Consider the following 22,261-nt stretch of genomic DNA (forward strand, 5'->3'; position numbering starts at 1 on the left):
GGATCGTGTCCTCGATCCTTTGATGCCGGTCTTCTCAATGCCCACCCTGCACTTTCGCAACGCCGTCCCCGCAGACGCCACCCGCTGCTACCACATCGAAATCGGCGCCTATGAAGGTGACGAAGCTGCCACCCTGGAAAAGATCGCCACACGCATCGCCCTGTACCCACAAGGGTTTCTGATTCTTGAAGTCGGTGGCGAGGTGGTCGGTTTCATCAACAGCGGCTGTGCCCATGAAGTGATCATGTCCGATGAATCGTTCAAGGAACTGGTGGGCCATTCGGCCGATGCGCCTAACGTGGTGATCATGTCGGTGGTGATTGACCCGGCTCACCAAGGCAAGGGCTACTCAAAACAACTGATGGCCGCTTTTGTCCAGCGCATGAAGGGCATGGGCAAGCAGACTATTCACCTGATGTGCAAGGACCAACACGTCGAACTCTACCGACGGATAGGCTATCGCTACATTCAGCCGTCTGCTTCCGACCATGGCGGGATGGCCTGGCATGAAATGGTCATGGATATCTAAGGCGCACAGCGCTTGTGAAGGGCCCCAAGGCCCGCGTGTTCATGAGCAAAACGCTCTGAGCGCTTTTAGCCATGAGTGTCCAGCCGCTTGGCGAAGAGCCGGTTCTCATGGGTTTCATTCTGGAAGGTATAGGAAGGCGACCCCAAAAGCTCGTATCCCCGCCGAGGGTAAAAAGCCAATGCCCGCTCATTGCCCACCCACACCGTCGCCCAAAGCAGCGAGGCGCCACCCGCGCAGGCTTGCCTTTCGGCTGCTTGCAGCAACCTGTAGCCGATGCCCAGGCCAGTAAACCGTTCCTGTATGTAGAGCCGCTGCAGCTCGGCCACCTCGGGCGTCGAAATCAGTTCGTGAGGGGTTGCCCGGGCAACCTGCGCGAAGCCCACGAGATGGTCATTCGATTCGGCGACGATAATGGATGTACCCGGCTGGGCGATCAGCCTGGAGAACGCCTCGGGGCGAAAGACTTGCAGCGCCTCGGCGGCGATTGATTCGCGAATGCCTTCGGTGGCGTAGGTATCGAGAAATACCTGCATGCCCAGCACGCCAAGGCACAACGCATCCTCAGGTACTGCATCACGAATCAGGATGTCGGGAGCATGAGTAGGGATCATTCAGGGACCCGTTTCAAGGTTAAGGAGTGCACCGTTTTATCACAGTGTGCCGTACGCCGATTGCCAGTATCGCTACGCCGAAGTAGGGTTAACCGTTTCCATCACGAGCAGCCCCACCATGACTTGGTTTTCAGACCCCGACGCTGTCGCTCGTTACGCCGAAGGCCCCGTGAGATTGGTCCCAGGCTTTGATTCCCTGCAACGGATGACAACACTGCTGCTTCGCGAAAGCGTACCGCCAGCGGGCGATGTGCTGGTGCTTGGCGCGGGTGGTGGCCTGGAGTTGAAGCGGTTTGCCGACAGCGAGCCCGGGTGGCGCTTCGTCGGCGTTGATCCGTCCGCCGAGATGCTCAAGCTGGCCCAGGCCACTTTGGGCCCGCTGGCCGCACGGGTTGAACTGCATGAAGGCTACATCGACACCGCACCTGACGGCCCGTTTGATGGCGCTACCTGTCTGCTGACCTTGCACTTCATCCCGGCCGAGGAGCGGCTGCGTACGCTCAAGGAAATCTGGCACCGCCTGTTGCCCGGTGCGCCGCTGGTTGTCGCCCATCACAGTTTTCCCCAATCGCCTGACGAGAAAGCCCGCTGGCTGAAACGCTATGCGGCCTATGCGGTGGACTCAGGCGTCCCCGCTTCAGACGCGCAGCGTGCGATTGCGGCGATCAGTGCCCAACTGCCGGTGCTGGCTCCAGAAGCAGATGAAGAGCTGTTGAGGGCCGCAGGATTCGAAGGTATCGAACTGTTTTATGCGGGGTTCAGTTTCAAAGGATGGGTCGCTTACAAGCCGGCTTAATCAACGTTCAACGCTCTCAAAAGCCCGCCAGGTAGCGTCGCTGCCTGGCATTGGGCAAGCCCGTCTCACCAACTCCCTGAAGCCCCGCCACCACCACTGGAACCACCACCTCCGGAAAACCCGCCGCCGGAGCTTGAGCTTGAACTCGAACTCGAACTCGAACTGCCACTGTCATTGCCCCCTGAATCTGAACCGCCTGCGACATTCCCGAAAATGACCAGTGCCGCACAGGAACTCAGCGGGAAGGCCAGCAGCCAGCCGTTAAACCCTTCGTCGAGCACAAGACCCGCCACCACGTATACCGCGGCGACAACCGCCAACTGGATAAAAAACGCCACGCGACTCTGGTTCCAGGCAGTTTTCATCAAGACAAACAGGAGCAGATACAGACCCAGTACCACCAGTCCTGCCAGCGGCAGCACCAGCCAATAGATAAAGGACAACTCCCTCACGTAATGATCGGTCAACAACAAACCTGTGGAGTACGACAGCAGGCACAGCGCCATGTAAAACACCGTTCTTGCCAGCCACAAGGCACCGAACAGCGCACCGCTCATCAGCATGAGGAACGGCACCGCCAGCGGGTAAATCGCCCACTCCCTGCCGCCGATCACAGCCACCAGCGTCAACGTCGTCGTCACGAGCGCGAGGGTGACCAGCGCTCCCCGCCAATGCAGCTTGCGAGCGCTGACCAGCACGCCGCCGACAGCGCCAAGGATCAGGGCCAGGAACAACGTGTAGGCCTCCGGGGTCCAGGACCATGGGGCATCTTGGGGAAGGGTTTCACCGTCCACCAGCAGGACCAGGTCATTCACCGCCCGTTGCACGCCACCCGCGTAGTCATCCTGACGAAACGCCGGATTGATATGCTCCTCGATGATACGGTTCGACAGCAGGTCGGTGACCGCGCCCTCCAGGCCATAGCCGACCTCGATGCGTACCTTCCTGTCGTCCTTGACCACCAGTAACAGAATGCCGTCGTCGATGCCCTTGCGCCCCAGCTTCCAGGTGCGGAACCAATGAGTGGCGAACTCTTCGATACTGGCCCCGTCGGTCCCGGGCACCAGCAACACAGCGATCTGCGAACCCTTGCGCTGTTCGAGGGCCGCCAATTGGGCGATCAACTGGGCCTTGGTAGTCGAGTCGAGGGTGTTTGTGAGGTCGATCACCCGTTGGTCCAATGCAACCTTGTCCAAGCCTGACGGCACGCTATCGGCTTGGGCAATCAACGCCCAACCGGCGAGGAAAAGCACCAGCAGATGCCACGCGCATTGCCGCAGATATATCCCCATGTCTTGTTTACCCGAACGATTCATCCTGAAAACGCCGCCCTGCGCCGCTCTATTATTCTTGCGAAAGCATACTGATACAGCAGCTGTTACGTCACCCTTCCGCTACGCGTCATTTCAAGCCAGACTCCTGCGTATTCCGAGCCTTGCAGGTAATCCTCATGATTTCTCACGTTTGCTTGGGCGTCGATGACTTCGAGCGCGCCATGGTTTTCTATTCAAGGATCATGGAGACGCTGGGGCTCACGCTGAAGTTTTGCAGCAGGACCAAGCCTTGGGCGGGCTGGGTCAGCGAGACGTCACCTCGGCCAATCTTCGTGATCGGTAAACCGTTTGACGGCAACCCGGCACACGCCGGCAATGGGCAGATGATTGCGCTGTTGGCACCGAACCGAGAGACCGTCAGGAAGGCGCATACCGCTGCATTGGCCAATGGTGGCGTTTGTGAAGGTCCGCCGGGGCCAAGGCCTGAATACCATGCCGACTATTACGGTGCCTATTTTCGCGACCCCGATGGCAACAAACTTTGTGTGTGCTGCCACAACCCAGAGCCTGCCTGACTCACTGACCCAAGGATCGACGATGCTCATTGTTTTCAGCGGCCTTCCCGGTACTGGAAAGACCACCATCGCCCAAGCGCTGGCGCTCCAGACAGGCGCCGTTTACCTGCGCATCGACAGTATCGAGCAAGCAATCCTCGATGCCGGGGTTCTGATTCGGGATGTAGGAAGCAGCGGCTATAGGGCCGCTAATGCGCTGGCATTGAGCAATCTACGGTTAGGCCATAAGGTGATCGCTGACTGCGTCAACCCGGTCTGCGAAAGCCGTAACGACTGGAGCGAAACGGCCAAGCGCGCAGGCGTTCCCTTGGTCAATATCGAGGTGACTTGCTCCGATCAACAGGAACATCGGCGACGGGTAGAAACCCGCAAGAGCGACATTCCGGGCCTGACACCACCCAGTTGGCAGTCGGTAATGAATCACGAGTATGAGCCGTGGATGGGCACTCCGTTTATCATCGATACGGCGCAAGTGTCTGCAATTGAAGCCGTGACGATGATTACCCGGAAATGTTTAGCCGATGCGCCTCAAAGCACGCTCCCCATCGCCTTGAACAACGCCGGATCGCGTCCGTAGATATCCGGCGCATACAGCAGTGCCCCCTGGCTATCCACCTGTACTGTCCAGTACCCCAGCACCACCGGTACCGGTGCGGCGAGCCGGAACTCGTGGGTCAAGCCGGTGGCGATCAACTCGTCGGTACGGGTGCGTTCAGCCGGGCTGACCAACAGGTCCCGCAAGTGCAGCGGTTCCTCTACCCTCACACACCCTGAACTGAACGCCCGCGGCCCCTTGGAGAACAGCGGCTGGCTCGGGGTGTCGTGCAGGTAGACCGAGTACGGATTGGGAAAGCGCAGCACGATCCTGCCCAACGGGTTTCGCGGGCCAGCACCCTGGCGCAACAGGATATTACCGGGGCGGGACCAGTCGACCTTATCAGGGGACAGAGGGTTACCTGCGCTGTCCAGCACTTGCAGGTTCTGTTGGCGCAGGTATTCAGGGTTCAAGCGGATGGCCGGCAGTTTGTCCTCGCGCAGGATGGTCGGTGGGATGGTCCAGGTGGGGTTCAAGGTCAGCCGCGTGATCCGAGACTTCAATAACGGCGTCTGGCGTTCGGCGCGCCCCACTTGCAGGCGGGTCTGCCACACCGGCACGCCACCCTGGTAAAAACTCAGTTGGGCAGCCGCCACATTGACCAGTACGCCTTCGGGCTCCAGGTCCTGGGCCAGCCAACGGAAGCGCTCGAGGTTGATACGCAGTTGTTCGCGGCGTACCGCCGGGCTGACGTTCAGCTCGGTGACCGTACCCGGCCCGATGACGCCATCGGCCTGCAGCGAATGGCTCTGTTGGAATTGTTTGACGGCGCTGACCAAGGTCCCCGTGTATGTCCCCGCGAGGCCAGCGGGGATACTGCTCAGATAGCCCCCACTGAACAATCGCTTTGCCAACTCGGCAACGCGGGCATCATTCATGCCCGGACGCAACAAGGGACCTTCGGCGATAGCGCCCCAATGGGGCAACGGTTGCTGACGTTGCGCGGCATAAGCCTTGCGCAGGCTACGATACAACTCGGCACTCGGGCGGGCCTGGTCGAACGCCTTGACCATGTCTTGAAGCCCTATGCCCGCCATCGCCAGTACCTCGGCCTCCGGGTCTCGCGTCGGCGGCTGAGAGTGCCAGAGGGGTTCGAAACTGGCTTGTTGCAAGCGACCGTAATGCAGGTCCTGCAAGGCTTGCAGGTACTGTTGACTGGTGCCGATGTCCGTGCAGAGCACGTTGCCGGTGGCCGCATCCACCGGCAGCGGATAGTGAGCGGGGTCCAGGCCGTCGTCGGCCAATAGCTGTAATTGGGCATGCAAAGCCGAGCGGCGCGCACTGTCAGACCAGAGCCCAACGTTGCCCTGCTGCTGGTAAAAAAGCTGCAATCGCCGCTCGCCCGGGGCATCTACCTTCCCAGCCAACCCGGGGCAAACACTCGACAATTGTGCAAGAGCCAGCTGTACTGGGGATGGCAGCTCGACGATCGAGTCTTCGGCCGTCACGACCAGTGGTGCAACGAGCAAGCAAATGCTCAAGTAACATGCGTGTTTTTTGAACAATGGCTTTACTCCAATCCACCGGGGAGATTCTCTATACATGCTGACTTTTTGCTGCCGACTCGGCCTGATCGCCGCCACCCTGCTCGCGCTGTGTAATCCCGCGCTCGCCGGCAACAACAACCTTCCTACCTTATATAGCAGCCTGGCCCGTACGGCTCCAGAACTCAATCCCGATGTTCTGAAAAGAGCCCTGAGCGCCATGCAGTGCGCCGTCGGCAATGGTATTGAACGTTCCGAACGCCTGGCCGTGATCGACTATTCAATGCCCTCGACCGCTCGTCGCCTGTGGATCTTCGACCTGCGCAAGCAAAAGTTGGTCCTGCGGGACCTGGTGGCCCATGGGCAAAAATCCGGAGAGAACTTCGCCACCCAATTCTCCAACCGTGAGGGCAGCTATCAATCCAGCCTGGGGTTATTCCGCACCCAGGAAAGTTATGAAGGCGCTCATGGCTATTCGCTGCGCATGGACGGCCTGGAGCCGGGCTTCAATGACCGTGCCCGGGACCGGGCGATTGTGATTCACGCTGCCGACTACGTCAGCCCGTTATGGAGCAAGCGCGAAGGCCGGATCGGCCGCAGCCAGGGTTGCCCCGCCGTACGGCCGCAGGTGGCGCGCCAGGTGGTGGACAAACTCAAGGATGGCCAGTTCATGTTCTCCTGGTACCCCGACCAGCGCTGGCTCAAGTCCTCGGCGTACCTCAACTGCAAGCCACAGCAGATGGCCAAGGCCGGTTGAGGTAGTATCGGTCAGCCGAGCCTGACAAGAGAGAACCTCACATGCTTTTACACCAGTCAACGTGGATCGAGATCGAGCAGTTCCTGCAACGCAGCCGCACCGTAGTGATTCCCATCGGCTCCAACGAGCAGCACGGCCCCACCGGCCTGCTGGGCACCGATTGGATGTGCCCGGAAATCATCGCCCATGAGGCGCAGAAAAACGCCGACATCCTGATCGGCCCGACCTTCAACATCGGCATGGCCCAGCACCATCTCGGCTTTCCTGGAACAATTTCCCTGCGCCCATCGACCTTTATTGCCGCGATTGGTGATTGGGTGCGCTCGCTGGCCGGCCATGGCTTCGAGAAAATCCTGTTTCTCAATGGCCACGGCGGCAACATCGCCTCGATTGAAGCCGCCTTCTCGGAGCTCTACGCCGAAGCCAGCTTTGCTCGCCGCCCAGCCGGGTTCGCACTGAAGTTGTTTAACTGGTGGGACCTGGAAGGTGTTGGCGAACTGGCGCATCGGCAATTCCCGATCGGCCATGGCAGCCATGCCACGCCGTCTGAGATCGCCGTCACGCAATGGGCCTATCCGGACGCGATCAAGTCGGCGCACTACTCGCCGCAAATCGCCAACACCGGCCCGATCCGTGAAGCCAAGGACTTCCGCGCCCGCTTCCCGGACGGTCGCATGGGCTCGGACCCGGCCCTGGCGACACCGGAAAAAGGCGGTGAGTTGGTGGCACTGGCGGCCATAGGCCTGGTGCAGGCAGTCGATGCCTTCAGCCGAGAGCCGAAGCCGGACTGAGACCTTGGTAAAGGTCATAATTTCTCCGGCTACTCGACCACCTCACATCCTAACTTAGTTGTTCACACAAGAAAGGTGTACTGGCAAGTTTGGATGTTGGGTGGAATGCCAACAAACGAGTGACAACAAGCAGATAAGCGACTTCTTCAGAGGACATGAATGCCATGCCTCCCAGGATTTCGAAAGCGCGAGTACTAATGCGGTTCACGGCTTCCTGTATGGAAAATCTGGTTGCCTGTGCGCGAGCCAAGTCACTGCGCAAAAATCGATTTTCGTCAATCGAGCCAGCTAGGCCACGCAGAGCCATCGTGGCCCCTTGCAGGTCAATGAGCAGCATGGCTCGATCATCCTGTGAGCCTTTATTATATGACAATGCACGGGATGCCAAAGCGGATGCCATTCCCAGGTAAGAAGCTGAAGCTAGCAGTTGAAACCAGATAGCAAGCCAATTGTCACCCATCCCGTGTTGAGCATCATCTAGTTGATCATCCACGGCGGTGCTAAAACACATCATGGACTCGGGAACCATCAAATTATTGAACGTGACTTCGTGGCTGTCTGCCGCCTGCAAATGCGGTACAGACCAAAATTTTTTCCGCTCGATACTTGAATCACCAGCGAAACCCACACCTATGCCAATATGGGTTTGACCTTTAGGATCAATGTAGTTGACTCCAAAAGTGATTGCATCAAAGTTATACGTCATCGTGCAAGGTTTCTTGCTTCCATTCACGAGATAGCCGTCGAGCGTTTTTTCAACAGTCATTTTCGACTCCAGGATATGCGCATGCGCACGACCTTCGGAAAATCCGGATGCAACCAATAACTTATCGCGGGCCACTATTCTTAACAAACCCTGAATATCAGGAAAGAAACTCCTGCTCGCCATCATGCCCGCTACTGTGTGGTGATGCATGGTCATCATTATTGCCAGCGAAGGACAATGTGCACCGACCCAAGTGTGTAATCGCGCCATACTTGCCGCGCCGACGCCCCCACCACCGAGTTCCTTCGCAATCGTGAGGCCAGGCTGGCCGACCCTTCGAAACATATCGGCTAATCGTTTAGCCTCTCCACGCTCAAGATCAAGCAGCGAGGTAGTTTCAAGAAAGGATGCCATTTCCGGCATCAGCTCAAAGGCAGTATCTCTCTCTCTTCTTTTAAAAACATATCAGATAAATTCTTTATAGTTCAGGAAAGGAAAGGGTCCGACGAACGAAATCCATATCAACTTGTATTGACTACTTACGTTAGCGATGACGCAACATAGAAATTCACGTCAACTTATCCGCTTTAAAATAATGACGCGCATAACGACTGTCCAACTTCGACAACGGCAACAACAAGAAAAAGTCCGCTGAATGAAAATCAGGATCCCAAGCCGGTTTGCCACACACCCAAGCACCGCTGCGCAAATAGCCTTTTAACAGCGGCGGCATGTGTGGAGTATGCCCGGCCTCACGCTCGTGAATGGGAAATGGCTTATGGGGCGTCACGCGATATTCGGCTGGAGCAAAATTTTCTGATGTAAATGCGTGATACAACGCCACGGCATTGTGGCCGCCATCAGACAAACTCACGCTCGCGCACCCCATCAGATAATCACAACGCTCGCGTCGCATATACATAGCCAAACCAGCCCACAACAGCATAATGACGCTGCCACTACGATAATCCGGATGGACGCAAGCATGGCCCGCTTCGATAATATGCATACGCAAATTATCCAAACGACTCAGATCAAACTCTTGCTCGGAATAATAGCGTCCCATACGCTGTGCTGCTGTCGGGCTCATCACGCGATATGTACCGACCACACGTGATGTTTTTGTATCACGAACAATCAAATGATCGCAATAATCATCAAACTCATCAATATTTACGCCGTCCGGATTTTCCAGTTTAGACAAACGGAATGTTTCGGTAAAAACCTTATAACGAAGGCGCTGTACTTCACGTACTTCTTCCTTCGTACTGGCAAGGCTAATAGTTAGTTTCGCAGAAATTTGGCTTGCGCTTGAATGAACATCATTGGACATCGTCGGCAATCGCATGCATCTTCCTTTTTTGTAATTTCAATATAACCACGCCAGAAAGAAGATAAAATATTACATGCCATTTCAAATAAGCGCCGTAAGGAAAATCTCAAACACTCTCCGATTTTTTGATGCCCTCACTACTTGAGATTCAAAAAAGTACCAGGTAGAAAATAAAAAAGCCCCCCGTATTGATACACGGCGAGCTTTTTTACTAATCATGAATTGTAATTGAGCGGGTGCTCCTGCTCGTTTTATCCACCTACAGGCATTCCCTTGCCGCCAACTCAAATTTCGACGGCGTAAAGGTCGACGCCAGCGGCTTGCGCTCATACAAAAACACCTTACCGCCGGTGGAAACCTTGTAGGCCTCCAGCACATCGTCAGCAGCAATCTTGCTGCTCACCACAACCCTGATGTGGCGCGACGACTGCGTCACCGTCGGCGTCAGGGCATTTTGCTCTAGCTTGGGTACCACGCACTGAGCATAAACATCGGGGGCTTTACTGGTCTGCAGGATCAATGTCGGGGCATTCGGAGCTGACGTACAGCCGGCCAGCAACAGGGAAGCAACGGCCATCGCTGGCACAAATAGAGAACGCATAAGGTTTCCTGAAAATAAAAAAAGGTGCACTTCAGCCCGCCGCTACCAGCGATCTGAGCGAGGCATCGAACTGCTTCAACGCGATCAATTGCACGTCACGCTGACGCTCTATTTGCGCAGCGATCTCGGGGGCGGCCTTGTTGTGTACCCAGACTGAAGGTATCTGTTGCTCTACCGAACCTTCCGCCTTGGCGATATATTGCAAATTCACGTCATAAAACCTGGCGACAAAACGTGCCTGGACCTGGCTATTACGCGAGGTCAACAGTTGGTTATGGGTGTCCAGCATCACCACCACATCGGGGCGGGCCTGCACCAGGGCATCGAGGTTGTCGTAGACAGTCACCGACACAAACGTACGCTGCAGTGAGTTCACCAACCAGTCGATCGCCAGTTCCGGGTCGGAACTGTTGACGAATGCCTGGCGGATCCGCCCATCCAGCGCGTTCTGGGCGCCATTCTCGGCCATGGCGTGATAGCGTTCAAGGTAATGCAGGTTATCGAGGGTGTTTTCGCTGTAGAGCACACCCACCGATTGCACGTGTTGCAGGGAGGTCGTACTGCCAGCGATGGGCAGCAGATGGCAGCTTTGAGCCTCGTCGGCATAGACCGGTGCCGCGAGCACACTGCCCAGCATCAGGGCCATCAAAACCCGTTGGGTGAACGTCCTCATCGCGCAAGTTCCTTGAGTAGCCTCTTCAGTGAACGCATTTTTCCGCGTTTCCCGAAAAAACAGAACTTGCCTTTCTTGATGGTGACTATTATCTGAACCAATAGTGTCGAACTAACGGCCCAACAAAAACGTATAAGGATCCTGCCATGAAGCCCCACCAGAAAACCTTCGACCGAATTCGCGAAGCCGTCTTACCGGAGTTTCGCGAGCGGGTTGCCGACTACCTGGTCGAGTATGAAAGCGTCCTGCAAGACCCGACCGCAGATTCCGACCTGACCTACGCCAGCGCCCAGCAACTGCGGGGCTACTTGCGCGGACTGAACACAACCCGTGTACTCGGCATGGCGGATTGGGAAGACCTCGATCGTCGAGTTGTGCAGGCCTGGTTGACTACAGCGCCGGCCGCTGCTGATTGACCCATTCCTGCACCGACGGCCGCTGCCATTGGCGCTGGGCGTAGGCCACCAACTCGGCGGGCACACTGTCACCGTTGAGGATCAGCCGATTGAGCATCAAGGCCAGGTCGACATCAACAATCGACCACTGGCCAAACAGGTACTCACGGTTGTCCGCCAGCAAGGCTTGCGCAGCACTGATCAACTTGCCTGCCGCCACCTGGGCCGCCGGTGACAAAGGCGCTGACTTAACGCCGTAAAACACCACCAGCGTGGAACGTTCCTGGCGAATCGACAGCAAATCGCTGCGCAACCAGGCCTGCACTTGCCGCGCCCTCGCCCGCTGATGTGGCTCTGCCGGGTACAGCGGTGTCTGCGGGCACACTTCCTCAAGGTACTCGGTAATCGCCGAGGATTCCGACAACGCAAAATCGCCGTCTACCAGCGTGGGCACCCGTTGGGTCAGGGACAGATTGGCAAAGCCTTGTGCGTTGTTTTCGCTGGCATCCAGGTCCAGCGTAAGCACTTCAAACTCAAGGCCCTTCTCGCGCAGGGCCACAAAGACCGACATCGCATAAGGGCTGGTGAACTGAGCATCTACGTACAGACGTAACGGGCGGTTATTCACGGCGCGATCTCCAGAGGTGAAAACCCAGCCTAAGAGATCCGCCAGCACAAATAAAATGCAGGATTTTTATGGGGGCATTCCTGACTGGAATGCGTCGAGTAATGGCCATACTATGGCAACCCGATTTATTCAAGGAACGAACAAATCATGAAACAAGCAGTTGTCGTCATCCACGGCATCGGCGAGCAGCGCCCAATGGATACCCTGCGCGGCTTTGTGGAGGCGATGGTACCGGCGGATACGCCGGAGGGAACGCCCTCCTACTGGAGCAAGCCCGACCGATTGTCACGCAACTTTGACCTGCGGGTGTTGAAATCCCGGGGCCGCAATACCACCGACTTCTATGAGTACTACTGGGCGCACAAGATGCAGGGGACCAAGGTGGGTCATCTGCTCAGTTGGCTGTGGGACCTGTTCAAGCGTCCGCGTCGGGATATTCCCCAGGCAATCGTACCGATCTGGCGTGCCACCCGTTGGACGTTGTTGGCCTTCGTGCTGCTGGTGACCAGCGGCACACTCGCGACGATTTACGGCCGGTTTACCCACGATACCAACCCATTCGCACTGATCCCGCTGCTGCTCGCCGGAGTCGGTATCGCGCTGAAGTTTTCCGCCCTGTCCTACCTCGGCGATGCCGCCCGCTACCTGAGCTCCAACCCGCAGAACGTGGTGATCCGCGAACAGATCCGTGCCGATGGCGTTGAACTGTTACGCGGATTGCACCAGCAAGGCTACGACCGCATCATCGTCGTGGGCCACAGCCTGGGCAGTGTCATTGCCTACGACATCGTCGGCTACCTGTGGTACGAGCATTACGACCAGTTGCGTAACGTGACTCCAGCGAACCTGGCGCTCGTCGAGCGCTATGCCAACCATGAAAAGCTGCAACCGGTGGTTCAAGACACGCTGCCAAAGGCCGGGAGAAACCTCGATGGGCGCTTGCAGAACACCCTGAAATTTCGTGAGCAACAGAGCGAGGCCTTCCTGGAGCAGCGTGCCCTCGGCAACCCCTGGCGCATCACCGACCTTGTCACCATCGGCAGCCCGATGGCCCATGCCAGCCTGTTGCTGGGCCGCAGCGTGAGCGACTTCAAGCAACGCATCGCACGCTGCGAGGCGCCGGCCTGTCCCCCCACGCTCGACGAAAAAGGCTACGGCTACAGCGCGCAATCCCCCGTGATATTGGGCCAGAAGCCCTTCACGCCACTGTACCTGCATCACGCCGCCGCCTTCGCCGTCACCCGCTGGACCAACCTCTACTTTCCTGCCCCCTTCGGCCTGTTTGGCGACATTGTCGGCGGGCCGGTCATGCCGGTGATGGGCGCAGGCGTGCTCGACTTGCCGGTGAGCGTGAGCCGGTGGAAGGGATTCCTGGCCAAGTCGTGGCTCAGCCACACTCACTACTGGAGCGAGCGTAGCGGTAAACGCGGCTACCTCGACACACTGACCACAGACGACTCGGCGATCGTCAACGGTGAACGGCCATCAGCATCCGAGGCGCTGCGCTGGGCTGTCGATCTAAAGAGCGGACGACGCTTTCGCCAGGCAGGTACCAGGGAAGCGTTGGCGGAGTCTGATGCCTAACCCGAAAACCCACCGGCCTCCAGAAACGTACGCTCCTCATCCGTGGTCGCCCTCGCCAAAACCTCATTGCGATGAGGGAACCTGCCGAAACGCTCGATGATATGGGCGTGCTCTTCAGCCCACCGGTAGGTGTTAGCGTCGAGCGCCTTGTTCAACGTCAACGACAGTTGCTGGTCCTGCGTATTTTCCGAATGCTCCAACGGCAAATAACAAAACGCCCGCAACGTGGCATTAATCAGCTTGTCCATCCCGGCATCGATCATTCGACGTGCATAAAAACGCGCCAGCGGATCAGTGGCGAACATATGGGCCGTGCCACGAAAAGCATTGCGTGGGTATTGGTCAAGTAGCAGAAGCAAGGCCAGCGCCCCTTCCGGACTCTCCATCCAATGCTCCAGCTCTCGCCTGGCGGCTTGAAAGTGGGCAACGTGGAAGGTTTCGCGAAATTGGTTATCGAACGCGTCGTCCTTTTTAAACCAGCGGGCGGGTCCCGCCTGGTTCCAGAACTCGATGACCGATTGAGGGGTTGAGCGGGAGATATCGTTGGCATTGGGCACGACTGAAACCTCGGGATCGGGAGCGAATTGTTACTGTAACGCCGTATGGGCGTTAGAGCATCCATCGAATCCTGCAGTGCCGGAGCCTGTGCGGAAGCCATTCGTCTCGCCAATCAACGAATGATTGTAGCCGCTGCCGAGGCACGAGGCTGCGATAAGGGTCGAAGGACCTTCGGCAGTTTCAAGACCTGGCGACTGCTGCGCAGCCGATCGCAGGCTGCGCCAGCGGCTACAGGTGATCGCCACGGCCCTGTAGCCGCTGTCGAGGCACGAGGCTGCGATAAGGGCCGAAGGACCTTCGGCAGGTTCAAGCCCCTTACGACTGCTGCGCAGCCGATCGCAGGCTGCGCCAGCGGCTACAGGTGATCGCCACGGCCCTGTAGCCGCTGTCGAGGCACGAGGCTGCGATAAGGGTCGAAGGACCTTCGGCAGTTTCAAGACCTGGCGACTGCTGCGCAGCCGATCGCAGGCTACGCCAGCGTCTACAGGTGATCGCCACGGCCCTGTAGCCGCTCGAGGCACGAGGCTGCGATAAGGGCCGAAGGACCTTCGGCGGGTTCAAGCCCCTTACGACTGCTGCGCAGCCGATCGCAGGCTGCGCCAGCGGCTACAGGTGATCGCCACGGCCCTGTAGCCGCTGTCGAGGCACGAGGCTGCGATAAGGGCCGAAGGACCTTCGGCGGTTTCAAGAGACTGGCGATTGCTGCGCAGCCGATCGCAGGCTGCGCCAGCGGCTACAGGTGATCGCCACGGCCCTGTAGCCGCTGTCGAGGCACGAGGCTGCGATAAGGGCCGAAGGACCTTCGGCAGGTTCAAGCCCCTTACAACTGCTGCGCAGCCGATCGCAGGCTACGCCAGCGGCTACAGGTGGGTGTCAGGCCAATTCTGAACGCAGTTGGCGCGCTGCAGTGACCATATGGATCAACGCCGCCTCGGTCTCCGGCCAGCCGCGGGTTTTCAAACCGCAATCCGGGTTGACCCACAGGCGCTCGGCCGGAATCCGCTGGGCCGCCTTGCGCAGCAGGTTGGCCATTTCCGACGCCTGCGGCACCCGTGGCGAGTGGATGTCGTAGACGCCCGGCCCGATGTCGTTCGGGTAAGCAAAGGCTTCGAACGCGTCCAGCAGCTCCATGTCCGAGCGTGAGGTCTCGATGGTGATCACGTCGGCGTCCATGGCCGCGATGGACTCGATCACGTCGTTGAACTCGCTGTAGCACATGTGGGTGTGGATCTGGGTTTCGTCGCGCACACCACAGGCGCACAGGCGGAACACTTCGGTGGCCCAGTCCAGATAGTGCTGCCATTGCGCCTGGCGCAACGGCAAGCCTTCACGGAAGGCGGCTTCGTCGATCTGCACGATCTTGATGCCGGCGGCTTCCAGGTCCACCACTTCGTCGCGAATCGCCAGGGCCAGTTGGCGGGCTTGCACTTCGCGGGTCACGTCCTCGCGGGCGAAGGACCACATCAGCATGGTCACCGGGCCAGTGAGCATGCCCTTCATCACCTTGTCGGTCAGGCCTTGAGCGTAGCGGATCCACTCTACGGTCATGGCTTTCGGGCGACTCAGGTCACCAAAAATCACCGCCGGTTTCACGCAACGGGAACCGTAGCTCTGCACCCAGCCAAAACGGGTAAATACATAGCCGTCCAGTTGTTCGGCGAAGTACTCGACCATGTCATTACGCTCAGCTTCACCGTGCACCAGCACATCCAGGCCAAGGTTCTCCTGCACCTCCACCGCGTGGCGAATCTCGCTGTGCATCGCTTCGACGTATTCGGCCTCGCTCAACTTGCCAGCCTTATACGACTGGCGAGCCAGGCGGATCGACGCGGTTTGCGGGAACGACCCAATGGTGGTGGTCGGGAACAGCGGCAGGTTCAGGCCCGCGCGTTGTTTCTCGATACGCGTGGCGAACAGCGAATCACGCTGGCTGTCCTTGGCGGTAATCGCGGCGACGCGAGCCTGAACGGCAGGCTTGTGAATCCGTGGCGAAGCGGCGCGAGCAGCCTGTACAGAACGGCTTTCAGCCAGTGTGACAAGCACCTTGGGCGCTTCAGGCTGGTTGACCGCCTGTGCCAGGACGGCAACTTCTTCGCACTTCTGCACAGCGAAGGCCAGCCAACTTTTCAGTTCAGCGTCCAGCTGGTCTTCACGCCCCAGGTCTACCGGGCTGTGGAGCAGCGAGCAGGAAGGCGCAACCCATAGGCGGTCTCCCAGCCGCTCATGGGCGTGCTGCAGGGTTTGCAGGGCTTTTTCCAGATCGCAACGCCAGACGTTACGGCCATTGACCACGCCCAACGACAGGATCTTGTAGGCCGGCAGACGGTCAAGAATGGTCGGGTATTGCTCCGGCGCACGCACCAGGTCGATGTGCAGGCCATCCACTGGCAGGTTCGCTGCCAGGCCGAGGTTCTCTTCCAGGCCGCCGAAGTAGGTGGCAACCAGCTTCTTCAGCGGGTCGCGCTGAATCAGGTTATAGGCACGCTCAAAAGCGTTTTTCCAATCCTGTGGCAGGTCCAGCACCAGGATCGGCTCATCGATCTGCACCCACTCCACCCCCAGGTCCGCCAGGCGCTGGAAGATCTGACCATACAGCGGCAACAGGCGATCCAACAGGTCGAGCTTGTCGAAGTCGCTGCCCTTGGCCTTGCCCAGCCACAGGTACGTCAGCGGGCCGATCACGACTGGCTTGACGGTGTGACCCAGGTCGCGCGCTTCTTTGACTTCTGCGAACAGTTGATCCCAACCCAGCTGAAATTGCTGATCGGCGCTGAATTCAGGCACGAGATAGTGATAATTGGTGTCGAACCACTTGGTCATTTCCTGGGCGTGGGCGCCGCCGCAGCAACTGTCGCTGACGCCACGGGCCATGCCGAACAGGGTGTGCAAGGTAGCGTTGCCATCGGCTGGGCGGAAACGCTCAGGGATCACACCGAACATCAGCGAGTGCGTCAGCACCTGGTCGTACCAAGCGAAGTCGCCGGCGGGCAGCAGTTCGATACCGGCTTTCTTCTGCAAGTCCCAATGGGTCTTGCGCAGTTCACGGCCCACGGCACGCAGGCCGGCTTCGTCCAGTTCGCCCTTCCAAAACGCTTCCTGCGCTTTTTTCAGTTCACGATCGCGTCCAATGCGCGGAAATCCAAGGGAATGGGCAACGGCCATGACAAAAAACTCCAATGTGTAGGTATGGGAGCTATTGTCGGCAGGGATCGATAGTGAGACAAACTCATTTTATTCTAGATGAACGCGAGTTTTCTTCATGAAGAGAAGCAACGTCCCGGGAGCACCAACGCGAAGGCGAAAGGCCGAAGTTCTTTTTGAAATGCCGGGACATATGGCTCTGATCAAAGAAACCGGCCTCCACCGCCGCCTCAGACAGCGAGCGCCCGGCCTGGACCCGTTGTTTCACCCGGTCCAGGCGCCGCAACGTGAGATAGCGGTGTGGGCTGGTGCCATAGAACAAGCGAAAGTCATTGGACAAGCTCCAGCGGTCGCGCTCGGCGCATTCAGCCAGATCGTCCAGGGTGATCGGGCGATCAAGGTTGTCGTCGATATATTCACGGGCCCTGCTCGCAGCGGCAAAGTGCGCAGTTTTACCGGCAGTTGATTGGCCAGCCAATTGCGCCAGGGTCGTGACGAAACCATACAACGCGTCATCCTCCGCCAGCGGATCCAGCTCCCGCGCATCCAATAGCGCATTTGCGGCCGCACCCAGGCGCGAATCCCGGGTAACACCGCCCTTGAGGAACGGCAACGGCTTGCCCCGCACAATCTGCTGCACCAGAGACGGCGGAACGTACACACCACGGTAGCGAAACCCGGAGTCGCTGCCCGCACAACCGCCGTGGGACTCGTCGGGGTGAACGATCATGACCTCGCCGGGCACGCACAGCTTCGATTCGCCCCGGTAGTCGAGTCGATGCACACCGGCCACCACTCGGCCGACGGCATAGGTGTCGTGCCGGTGAGGGTCGAAAGCGTGGGCACCGAAAAACGCCTCGAAGCGTTCCAGCTTCGAAGACGTCGGCGTGTGTTTGACCCAGTCGCCTGCAGTATGAATGTCTCGCATGTCGGCACACCGCTGTAATAGTTAAAGCGTCACATAGAAGCCGTGGAACATGTAATAGGCACACACCGCCAGCGCCAGCCCCATCAAACGATTGAACAAAGTGAAATACACCTCGCCACTGATACGCCGTCCCAGCATCGCCCCCAGTAGCGAATAAATCCACGGCGCGCCGCTGGCACCCATGGCCAGCACCACCGAGATCAGAGCAATGGAGCCGCCAGTGATATGCGCCGCCGGCAGCATGACGCTGGTGATCGGCAGCACCGCAATAATGCCCTTGGGGTTGGCCAGCTGGATCAGCAGGCCGTTCCAGAAGGTCAGGGTTTTCTGCGGTGCCGTGGTTTCACCCGCCTGCGGCACCACCGTCCTGGCGGTAAAAACCTGATAAGCCAGATACAGCGTATAGATGCCCCCCACCAGAGAAATGTAAGGCAGCGCCCCGTGAGAAATAACGGCCTCGCCGGTGTAGCCGAAGAGGATAAACAGCACCAGCATCGCGCAGCCAACCCCGGCGAAAAAGCCCATGGAGCGCCGAAACTTACCCGTCAGCCCCGCATTCAACCCCATAAGGTTCACCGGACCGGGGCTGTACATCACACTGAACGCGTAGAGAAAAATGTCCATCAATTACCTCTGTCGTAGACCAATGAAGGGAGTCTACGCAGAGCACTCTGGGGCGGGCTTGTACGATTGTGGTTCTCTGGCCCGTAGCAGTTGTCGAGCGCCAGCGAGGCTACGTCGGCCGCACCATAGCTCCCAAGCCAGGTACCTGCACCGAGTCGTATCCTACGCAGCCTCGCTGGCGCTCGACAGCTGCTACGGAAGCAGCAGCCTAACAGTGGTGCTTCAAGCCTTGCCTTGCATCTTGCTTATCACTGAAATAGCCCGCAGCGTCTGTTTGTGCGCCGGCGCGCTGCCCATACTTTTGCTTCCCGAACACTCAAGGAAGCCATCATGGAACCGTGCCGAATACCACCGTTCACAGCCCTGCTCATCCACTTCGCCGCCCTCTTTGTCGCCATCCTCGGCATAGGCAGCCTGGCATTGATATTGGTCTGGGCGGGACGCTTGATGCTCTAGTTCACTGGCTCGGGATATCGGCGCTCAAGGTGCCGATCAGCGCCTTGGCCTGGGCGTCCCGTTGGGCGGTATAGAGCACCACGTCACGATTGGGCAGTGCTGGCAGACCGAAGCGCTGCTCCACGTCGACACAACCACTCGGCGCCATGCGCCCCACCATCGCTCCGATACCGAGGCCAGCCATCACCGCCGCGCCAATGGCCAGGATCCCGCTGCCCACAAAAGCCTCTTCCCAGGGACGGTTCTGCGTCTGCAACGCCGCCATCACCATACTGCGCATGCCACAGGGTTCAGGCTGGATCGCCAGCGGCAACGCCCGGTCGGAATGAAGCTCAAAGTCCTGCGCCGCCATCCAGCCAAATCGCTCGACACCCACCACTTCGCCGTCCTGGCGGCGGTTGTCATGCCGCAGGATCATCGCCACATCCAGCTTGCCTTGCTCGTAGTTCACCAGCATGTCGCGAGATGTACCCAAGCTGAAGGCAACAATCACCTCTGGATCCGTGTTCGCCAAACGCCGTAGCCACAGTGTGAGATCAGCCCCGACGATGTGATGGCTGACGCCGACTCGCAGGGTTCTTTTCTGCTGGCCGAAGCAATTGAGCGCGTCCTGATAGTTGTCCAGCAGGCGCTGGGCACTGGTCAGGAATGCCTGGCCATGGGCCGACAAGGTGACCTGTCGCGGTGTGCGCTCGAGCAGCTTGCGACCGAGACTTTCTTCCAGGCGCTTGATCTTGAGGCTGATTGCCGCCTGAGTGCCGCCGATGACGTCGGCGGCTCGGGTAAAACTCTTGAGTTCGGCAACCAGGACGAACGCCTGGATGGCGTCTATGTCGGGCATTTTCATGGTGGGTTTTGGCGTGTGATTTGAGAGGTGACGTTAGCACGGCGAGGAAACATTGTGCTGCGTTTGCCGGGCGAACCACTGCATGACCACCGAACACGCCGGATGGGACGCCGCCGAGGGTTGCAGGCACAACGAATACACGCCGCCCGTCTGCAAAGGGCGGCCAAACGGCACCACCAGCACGCCACGCTCGATAGACTCCGCTGCCAGCGTCATGTCCGTCATCGCCACCCCAAGCCCGCGTGCGGCCGCATCAAGCGCCAGCTCATCAAGATTGAAGGGAATATGCCGGTAAGCCTCCAGTGACCTGGCACCGTTGGCTGCCAGCCAGGTCATCCAGTCTTGCTTGTCAGCCGAACGGTGTAGCAGCGCAAAGCGCACAAGATCCTCCACCGACGCCAATGGTCCAAGCCCGGGAGCGCAGACCGGCACCAAGGCTTCCTGGAACAAGCTCAGGCTGCCTGGATCATGGGCAGGTTGGGGCAGGTAACGGATATACGCATCACTGTCACTGGCAGGCTCGACAACCTCGGTGGCAACGGTCTCGATCGCCAGCGAAACATCCGGATGGCGGCGATAAAAGTCGCTGAGTTTGGGCAGCAACCAGCGCACAGCCAGCGACACATGCAGGCGGATGCGAAACGGGCGCTTGTGCGGCGACAGGCGATCTTCCAGCACCTTCAGTTGCGCCAGGATGCTCCGCGCGCTGGTCAGTACTTGCTCGCCTTCGGCCGTCAGCCGCAGGCTGCGACTGGTCCTGACAAACATCGGCACACCGAAGTGACTCTCCAACTGCTGGATCTTTCGGCTAACCGCACTCTGGGTCAGGCACAGCTTCTGCGCCGCCTGGGTGAAGCTGGCGCAGTCGCTGACTTCAACCAAGGCCTGCAAGCCCTGCAGCGAGGGAACGTGGCGGATGTTACCCATGCATTTTCCGAATAGCTGGATGATTTTATAACGTTGGTTGTATCACCACAGCCCCTATAAATTCCAGCTATAGCAATAATTCAACCATGCGAACAATGCATACAGCCGAGGTACCTCATGAAAAACGTATGTGGCTGGATTGCCCAGACTGACAGCCTGCCCGCCCGGGATCGACTGACAGGCGTGCAGAAAGCCGACTGGCTGGTGATCGGCGCCGGGATTACCGGACTGTGTGCCGCACACAGTCTGGCGCACATGCACCCCCAGGCACGTATCGTGATCGTCGACCGTCAACACGCAGCCCAGGGCGCCTCAGCGCGCAATTCGGGTTTTGTGGTTGCTCATGAGCATCCAGCTGCCGATGAACTGATGGAGCGTCCAGGGTTTGCCGGTTTTGAAATCGACACCTCGATTTCCCGGGCAGCCAGCGACGAAGTGCGCCAACGCATCGCCCTGCATGGCATTGCCTGTGATTTCCGGGACAGCGGCTATTTTTTTGCCGTGCACGACCCAGACAAGCTCGACCATGTCGAGGCCAAACTGGCGACGCTGCAGGCGGTCGGTGCCTCTGCGCACTTCCTGCAAGGCGAACCATTGCGCAAAACCCTGGGCACCGAGCATTACCAGGCCGCGATCTGGTGCGGTAATGGCAACGCCTTGCTGCAACCGGCAAAGTACGTCAACGGCTTGTTGCAAGCCTTGCCAGGCAACGTGACCCTGTTTGAAAACACCGACATCACCCGCCTTGAGCGCACAGCCAATGGCAGGATCCGCGCCATCGGTCTCGACGCCCGTATCGAGGCCCGACAAGTCCTGGTATGCCTGAACGCCTTCATCCCACGTGTGGGCCTGGATGACAGCGCCACCTTCCCGATGGAGTTGAGCGCCAGCCTCACCCGCCCTCTCAGTGACGAGGAGTTCCGCACTATCGGCAGCGTAGAGCCCTGGGGAGTGCTGTCCACCCGGCCGCTCGGCGCAACGGTGCGCCTGACGCCGGATCGGCGCGTGATGATCCGTAACACAGCGGAATACCGCACCAAGGACCTGTCCAGCAGCGATCTGTTGCACCGTCGGCAGCACCATGTGCTCGGCTTGCAGCGACGTTTTCCATGGCTGACCGAGCAAGACATCCACTACACCTGGACCGGGCATTTAAGCGCATCCCGCAGCGGGCAACCCTATTTCGCGAAAGTCGAGAACAACCTGTACGCCATCGCCGGCTGCAATGGCTCGGGCGTTGCGCGCGGCACGTTATGGGGCCGGTTGCTGGCGGAGTGGGCATCGGGAGGCGATTCGCCGCTCTTGCAGTCGGTGATGCACCGGGCCCAACCCGGCTGGCTCCCGCCGCGCCCCTTCTTTGACATTGGCGCCCTGTTGCGCATGCGCGTGGAAACGGTCCGGGCCCGGACAGAAATCTAGAACAAAAAAACCTCAACAACGGTGATTGA

Annotated in this window: 23 protein-coding genes; 9 read left to right on the forward strand and 14 right to left on the reverse strand. The window is 58.8% G+C overall.

The window, feature by feature from the left end; translation table 11 throughout:
- Positions 1–37 precede the first annotated feature (37 nt).
- Positions 38–529 (forward strand): GNAT family N-acetyltransferase, encoded by a 492-nt coding sequence (locus tag J7E41_RS10970; RefSeq protein WP_214993147.1) that lies wholly within the window; start codon positions 38–40, stop codon positions 527–529.
- A gap of 65 nt (positions 530–594) precedes the next feature.
- Here J7E41_RS10970 and J7E41_RS10975 read toward each other — a convergent pair whose 3' ends face one another.
- Positions 595–1,140, reverse strand: coding sequence for a GNAT family N-acetyltransferase (locus J7E41_RS10975; protein ID WP_214992674.1), 546 nt, complete (start codon positions 1,138–1,140; stop codon positions 595–597).
- Between the two features lie 118 nt (positions 1,141–1,258).
- Between J7E41_RS10975 and J7E41_RS10980 the strand changes: the two genes are divergently transcribed.
- Complete coding sequence (locus J7E41_RS10980) at positions 1,259–1,936, forward strand: class I SAM-dependent methyltransferase (protein ID WP_214992677.1); 678 nt, start codon at positions 1,259–1,261, stop codon at positions 1,934–1,936.
- Between the two features lie 65 nt (positions 1,937–2,001).
- Here J7E41_RS10980 and J7E41_RS10985 read toward each other — a convergent pair whose 3' ends face one another.
- Positions 2,002–3,228 carry a TPM domain-containing protein gene (locus J7E41_RS10985; protein ID WP_214993149.1) on the reverse strand — a complete coding sequence of 409 codons (1,227 nt, stop codon included), beginning with the start codon at positions 3,226–3,228 and terminating at the stop codon, positions 2,002–2,004.
- Positions 3,229–3,386: 158 nt separating this feature from the next.
- Here J7E41_RS10985 and J7E41_RS10990 point away from each other — a divergent pair, with 158 nt between their 5' ends.
- Positions 3,387–3,785, forward strand: a complete 399-nt coding sequence (locus J7E41_RS10990; protein ID WP_214992681.1) for a VOC family protein — start codon at positions 3,387–3,389, stop codon at positions 3,783–3,785.
- A 22-nt stretch (positions 3,786–3,807) separates the two neighbouring features.
- Positions 3,808–4,362, forward strand: coding sequence for an AAA family ATPase (locus J7E41_RS10995; RefSeq protein WP_214992683.1), 555 nt, complete (start codon positions 3,808–3,810; stop codon positions 4,360–4,362).
- Here J7E41_RS10995 and J7E41_RS11000 read toward each other — a convergent pair.
- Positions 4,314–5,885: a L,D-transpeptidase family protein gene (locus J7E41_RS11000; RefSeq protein ID WP_214992685.1), complete on the reverse strand. Its 1,572-nt coding sequence runs from the start codon at positions 5,883–5,885 to the stop codon at positions 4,314–4,316. The two genes, J7E41_RS10995 and J7E41_RS11000, sit on opposite strands and share 49 nt — an antisense overlap.
- A 37-nt stretch (positions 5,886–5,922) precedes the next feature.
- Here J7E41_RS11000 and J7E41_RS11005 point away from each other — a divergent pair, with 37 nt between their 5' ends.
- Both J7E41_RS11005 and J7E41_RS11010 read left to right on the forward strand, forming a co-directional pair.
- The gene (locus tag J7E41_RS11005; protein ID WP_214992687.1) at positions 5,923–6,621 is read left to right on the forward strand and encodes a murein L,D-transpeptidase catalytic domain family protein; all 699 of its coding nucleotides are present in this window, start codon (positions 5,923–5,925) and stop codon (positions 6,619–6,621) included.
- A 41-nt stretch (positions 6,622–6,662) separates the two neighbouring features.
- On the forward strand, positions 6,663–7,412 hold the full coding sequence (locus tag J7E41_RS11010) for a creatininase family protein (protein WP_214992689.1): 750 nt from the start codon (positions 6,663–6,665) through the stop codon (positions 7,410–7,412).
- A gap of 49 nt (positions 7,413–7,461) precedes the next feature.
- On the opposite strand, the gene J7E41_RS11015 is transcribed toward J7E41_RS11010, so the two are convergent.
- From J7E41_RS11015 to J7E41_RS11030, 4 genes are all read right to left on the reverse strand, one after another.
- Positions 7,462–8,532 (reverse strand): acyl-CoA dehydrogenase family protein, encoded by a 1,071-nt coding sequence (locus tag J7E41_RS11015; protein ID WP_214992691.1) that lies wholly within the window; start codon positions 8,530–8,532, stop codon positions 7,462–7,464.
- Positions 8,533–8,686: 154 nt separating this feature from the next.
- On the reverse strand, positions 8,687–9,466 hold the full coding sequence (locus J7E41_RS11020) for a GNAT family N-acetyltransferase (RefSeq protein WP_251029446.1): 780 nt from the start codon (positions 9,464–9,466) through the stop codon (positions 8,687–8,689).
- A gap of 244 nt (positions 9,467–9,710) precedes the next feature.
- A complete protein-coding gene (locus J7E41_RS11025) occupies positions 9,711–10,052 on the reverse strand; it encodes a hypothetical protein (protein WP_214992693.1) in 342 nt (113 codons plus the stop codon).
- 31 nt (positions 10,053–10,083) lie between these two features.
- Positions 10,084–10,725: an ATPase gene (locus J7E41_RS11030; RefSeq protein ID WP_214992696.1), complete on the reverse strand. Its 642-nt coding sequence runs from the start codon at positions 10,723–10,725 to the stop codon at positions 10,084–10,086.
- A 146-nt stretch (positions 10,726–10,871) separates the two neighbouring features.
- Here J7E41_RS11030 and J7E41_RS11035 point away from each other — a divergent pair, with 146 nt between their 5' ends.
- Positions 10,872–11,141 carry a hypothetical protein gene (locus J7E41_RS11035; protein ID WP_214992699.1) on the forward strand — a complete coding sequence of 90 codons (270 nt, stop codon included), beginning with the start codon at positions 10,872–10,874 and terminating at the stop codon, positions 11,139–11,141.
- On the opposite strand, the gene yfcF is transcribed toward J7E41_RS11035, so the two are convergent.
- Entirely contained in the window at positions 11,116–11,748 is a 633-nt protein-coding gene (gene yfcF, locus J7E41_RS11040) for a glutathione transferase (RefSeq protein WP_214992702.1), read from the reverse strand. The genes J7E41_RS11035 and yfcF overlap by 26 nt on opposite strands.
- 147 nt (positions 11,749–11,895) lie before the next feature.
- Here yfcF and J7E41_RS11045 point away from each other — a divergent pair, with 147 nt between their 5' ends.
- Entirely contained in the window at positions 11,896–13,332 is a 1,437-nt protein-coding gene (locus J7E41_RS11045; RefSeq protein WP_214992705.1) for a lipase family protein, read from the forward strand.
- On the opposite strand, the gene J7E41_RS11050 is transcribed toward J7E41_RS11045, so the two are convergent.
- The 6 genes from J7E41_RS11050 to J7E41_RS11075 form a co-directional block, all read right to left on the reverse strand.
- Positions 13,329–13,889, reverse strand: coding sequence for a DUF924 family protein (locus J7E41_RS11050; protein WP_435304118.1), 561 nt, complete (start codon positions 13,887–13,889; stop codon positions 13,329–13,331). The two genes, J7E41_RS11045 and J7E41_RS11050, sit on opposite strands and share 4 nt — an antisense overlap.
- 874 nt (positions 13,890–14,763) lie before the next feature.
- Positions 14,764–17,052, reverse strand: coding sequence for a 5-methyltetrahydropteroyltriglutamate--homocysteine S-methyltransferase (gene metE, locus J7E41_RS11055; RefSeq protein WP_214992708.1), 2,289 nt, complete (start codon positions 17,050–17,052; stop codon positions 14,764–14,766).
- Positions 17,053–17,116: 64 nt separating this feature from the next.
- The gene (locus tag J7E41_RS11060) at positions 17,117–17,959 is read right to left on the reverse strand and encodes a helix-turn-helix domain-containing protein (RefSeq protein ID WP_214992710.1); all 843 of its coding nucleotides are present in this window, start codon (positions 17,957–17,959) and stop codon (positions 17,117–17,119) included.
- Positions 17,960–17,980: 21 nt separating this feature from the next.
- On the reverse strand, positions 17,981–18,583 hold the full coding sequence (locus J7E41_RS11065; protein WP_214992712.1) for a LysE family translocator: 603 nt from the start codon (positions 18,581–18,583) through the stop codon (positions 17,981–17,983).
- Between the two features lie 457 nt (positions 18,584–19,040).
- On the reverse strand, positions 19,041–19,886 hold the full coding sequence (locus J7E41_RS11070) for a LysR family transcriptional regulator (RefSeq protein WP_251029447.1): 846 nt from the start codon (positions 19,884–19,886) through the stop codon (positions 19,041–19,043).
- Between the two features lie 33 nt (positions 19,887–19,919).
- The gene (locus J7E41_RS11075; RefSeq protein WP_214992714.1) at positions 19,920–20,813 is read right to left on the reverse strand and encodes a LysR substrate-binding domain-containing protein; all 894 of its coding nucleotides are present in this window, start codon (positions 20,811–20,813) and stop codon (positions 19,920–19,922) included.
- 117 nt (positions 20,814–20,930) lie between these two features.
- On the opposite strand from J7E41_RS11075, the gene J7E41_RS11080 reads away from it, so the two are divergent.
- Positions 20,931–22,232 carry an NAD(P)/FAD-dependent oxidoreductase gene (locus tag J7E41_RS11080; protein WP_214992716.1) on the forward strand — a complete coding sequence of 434 codons (1,302 nt, stop codon included), beginning with the start codon at positions 20,931–20,933 and terminating at the stop codon, positions 22,230–22,232.
- Positions 22,233–22,261 lie beyond the last annotated feature (29 nt).

Source organism: Pseudomonas fluorescens, from assembly GCF_018614655.1.
GTDB lineage: Bacteria > Pseudomonadota > Gammaproteobacteria > Pseudomonadales > Pseudomonadaceae > Aquipseudomonas > Aquipseudomonas fluorescens_BX.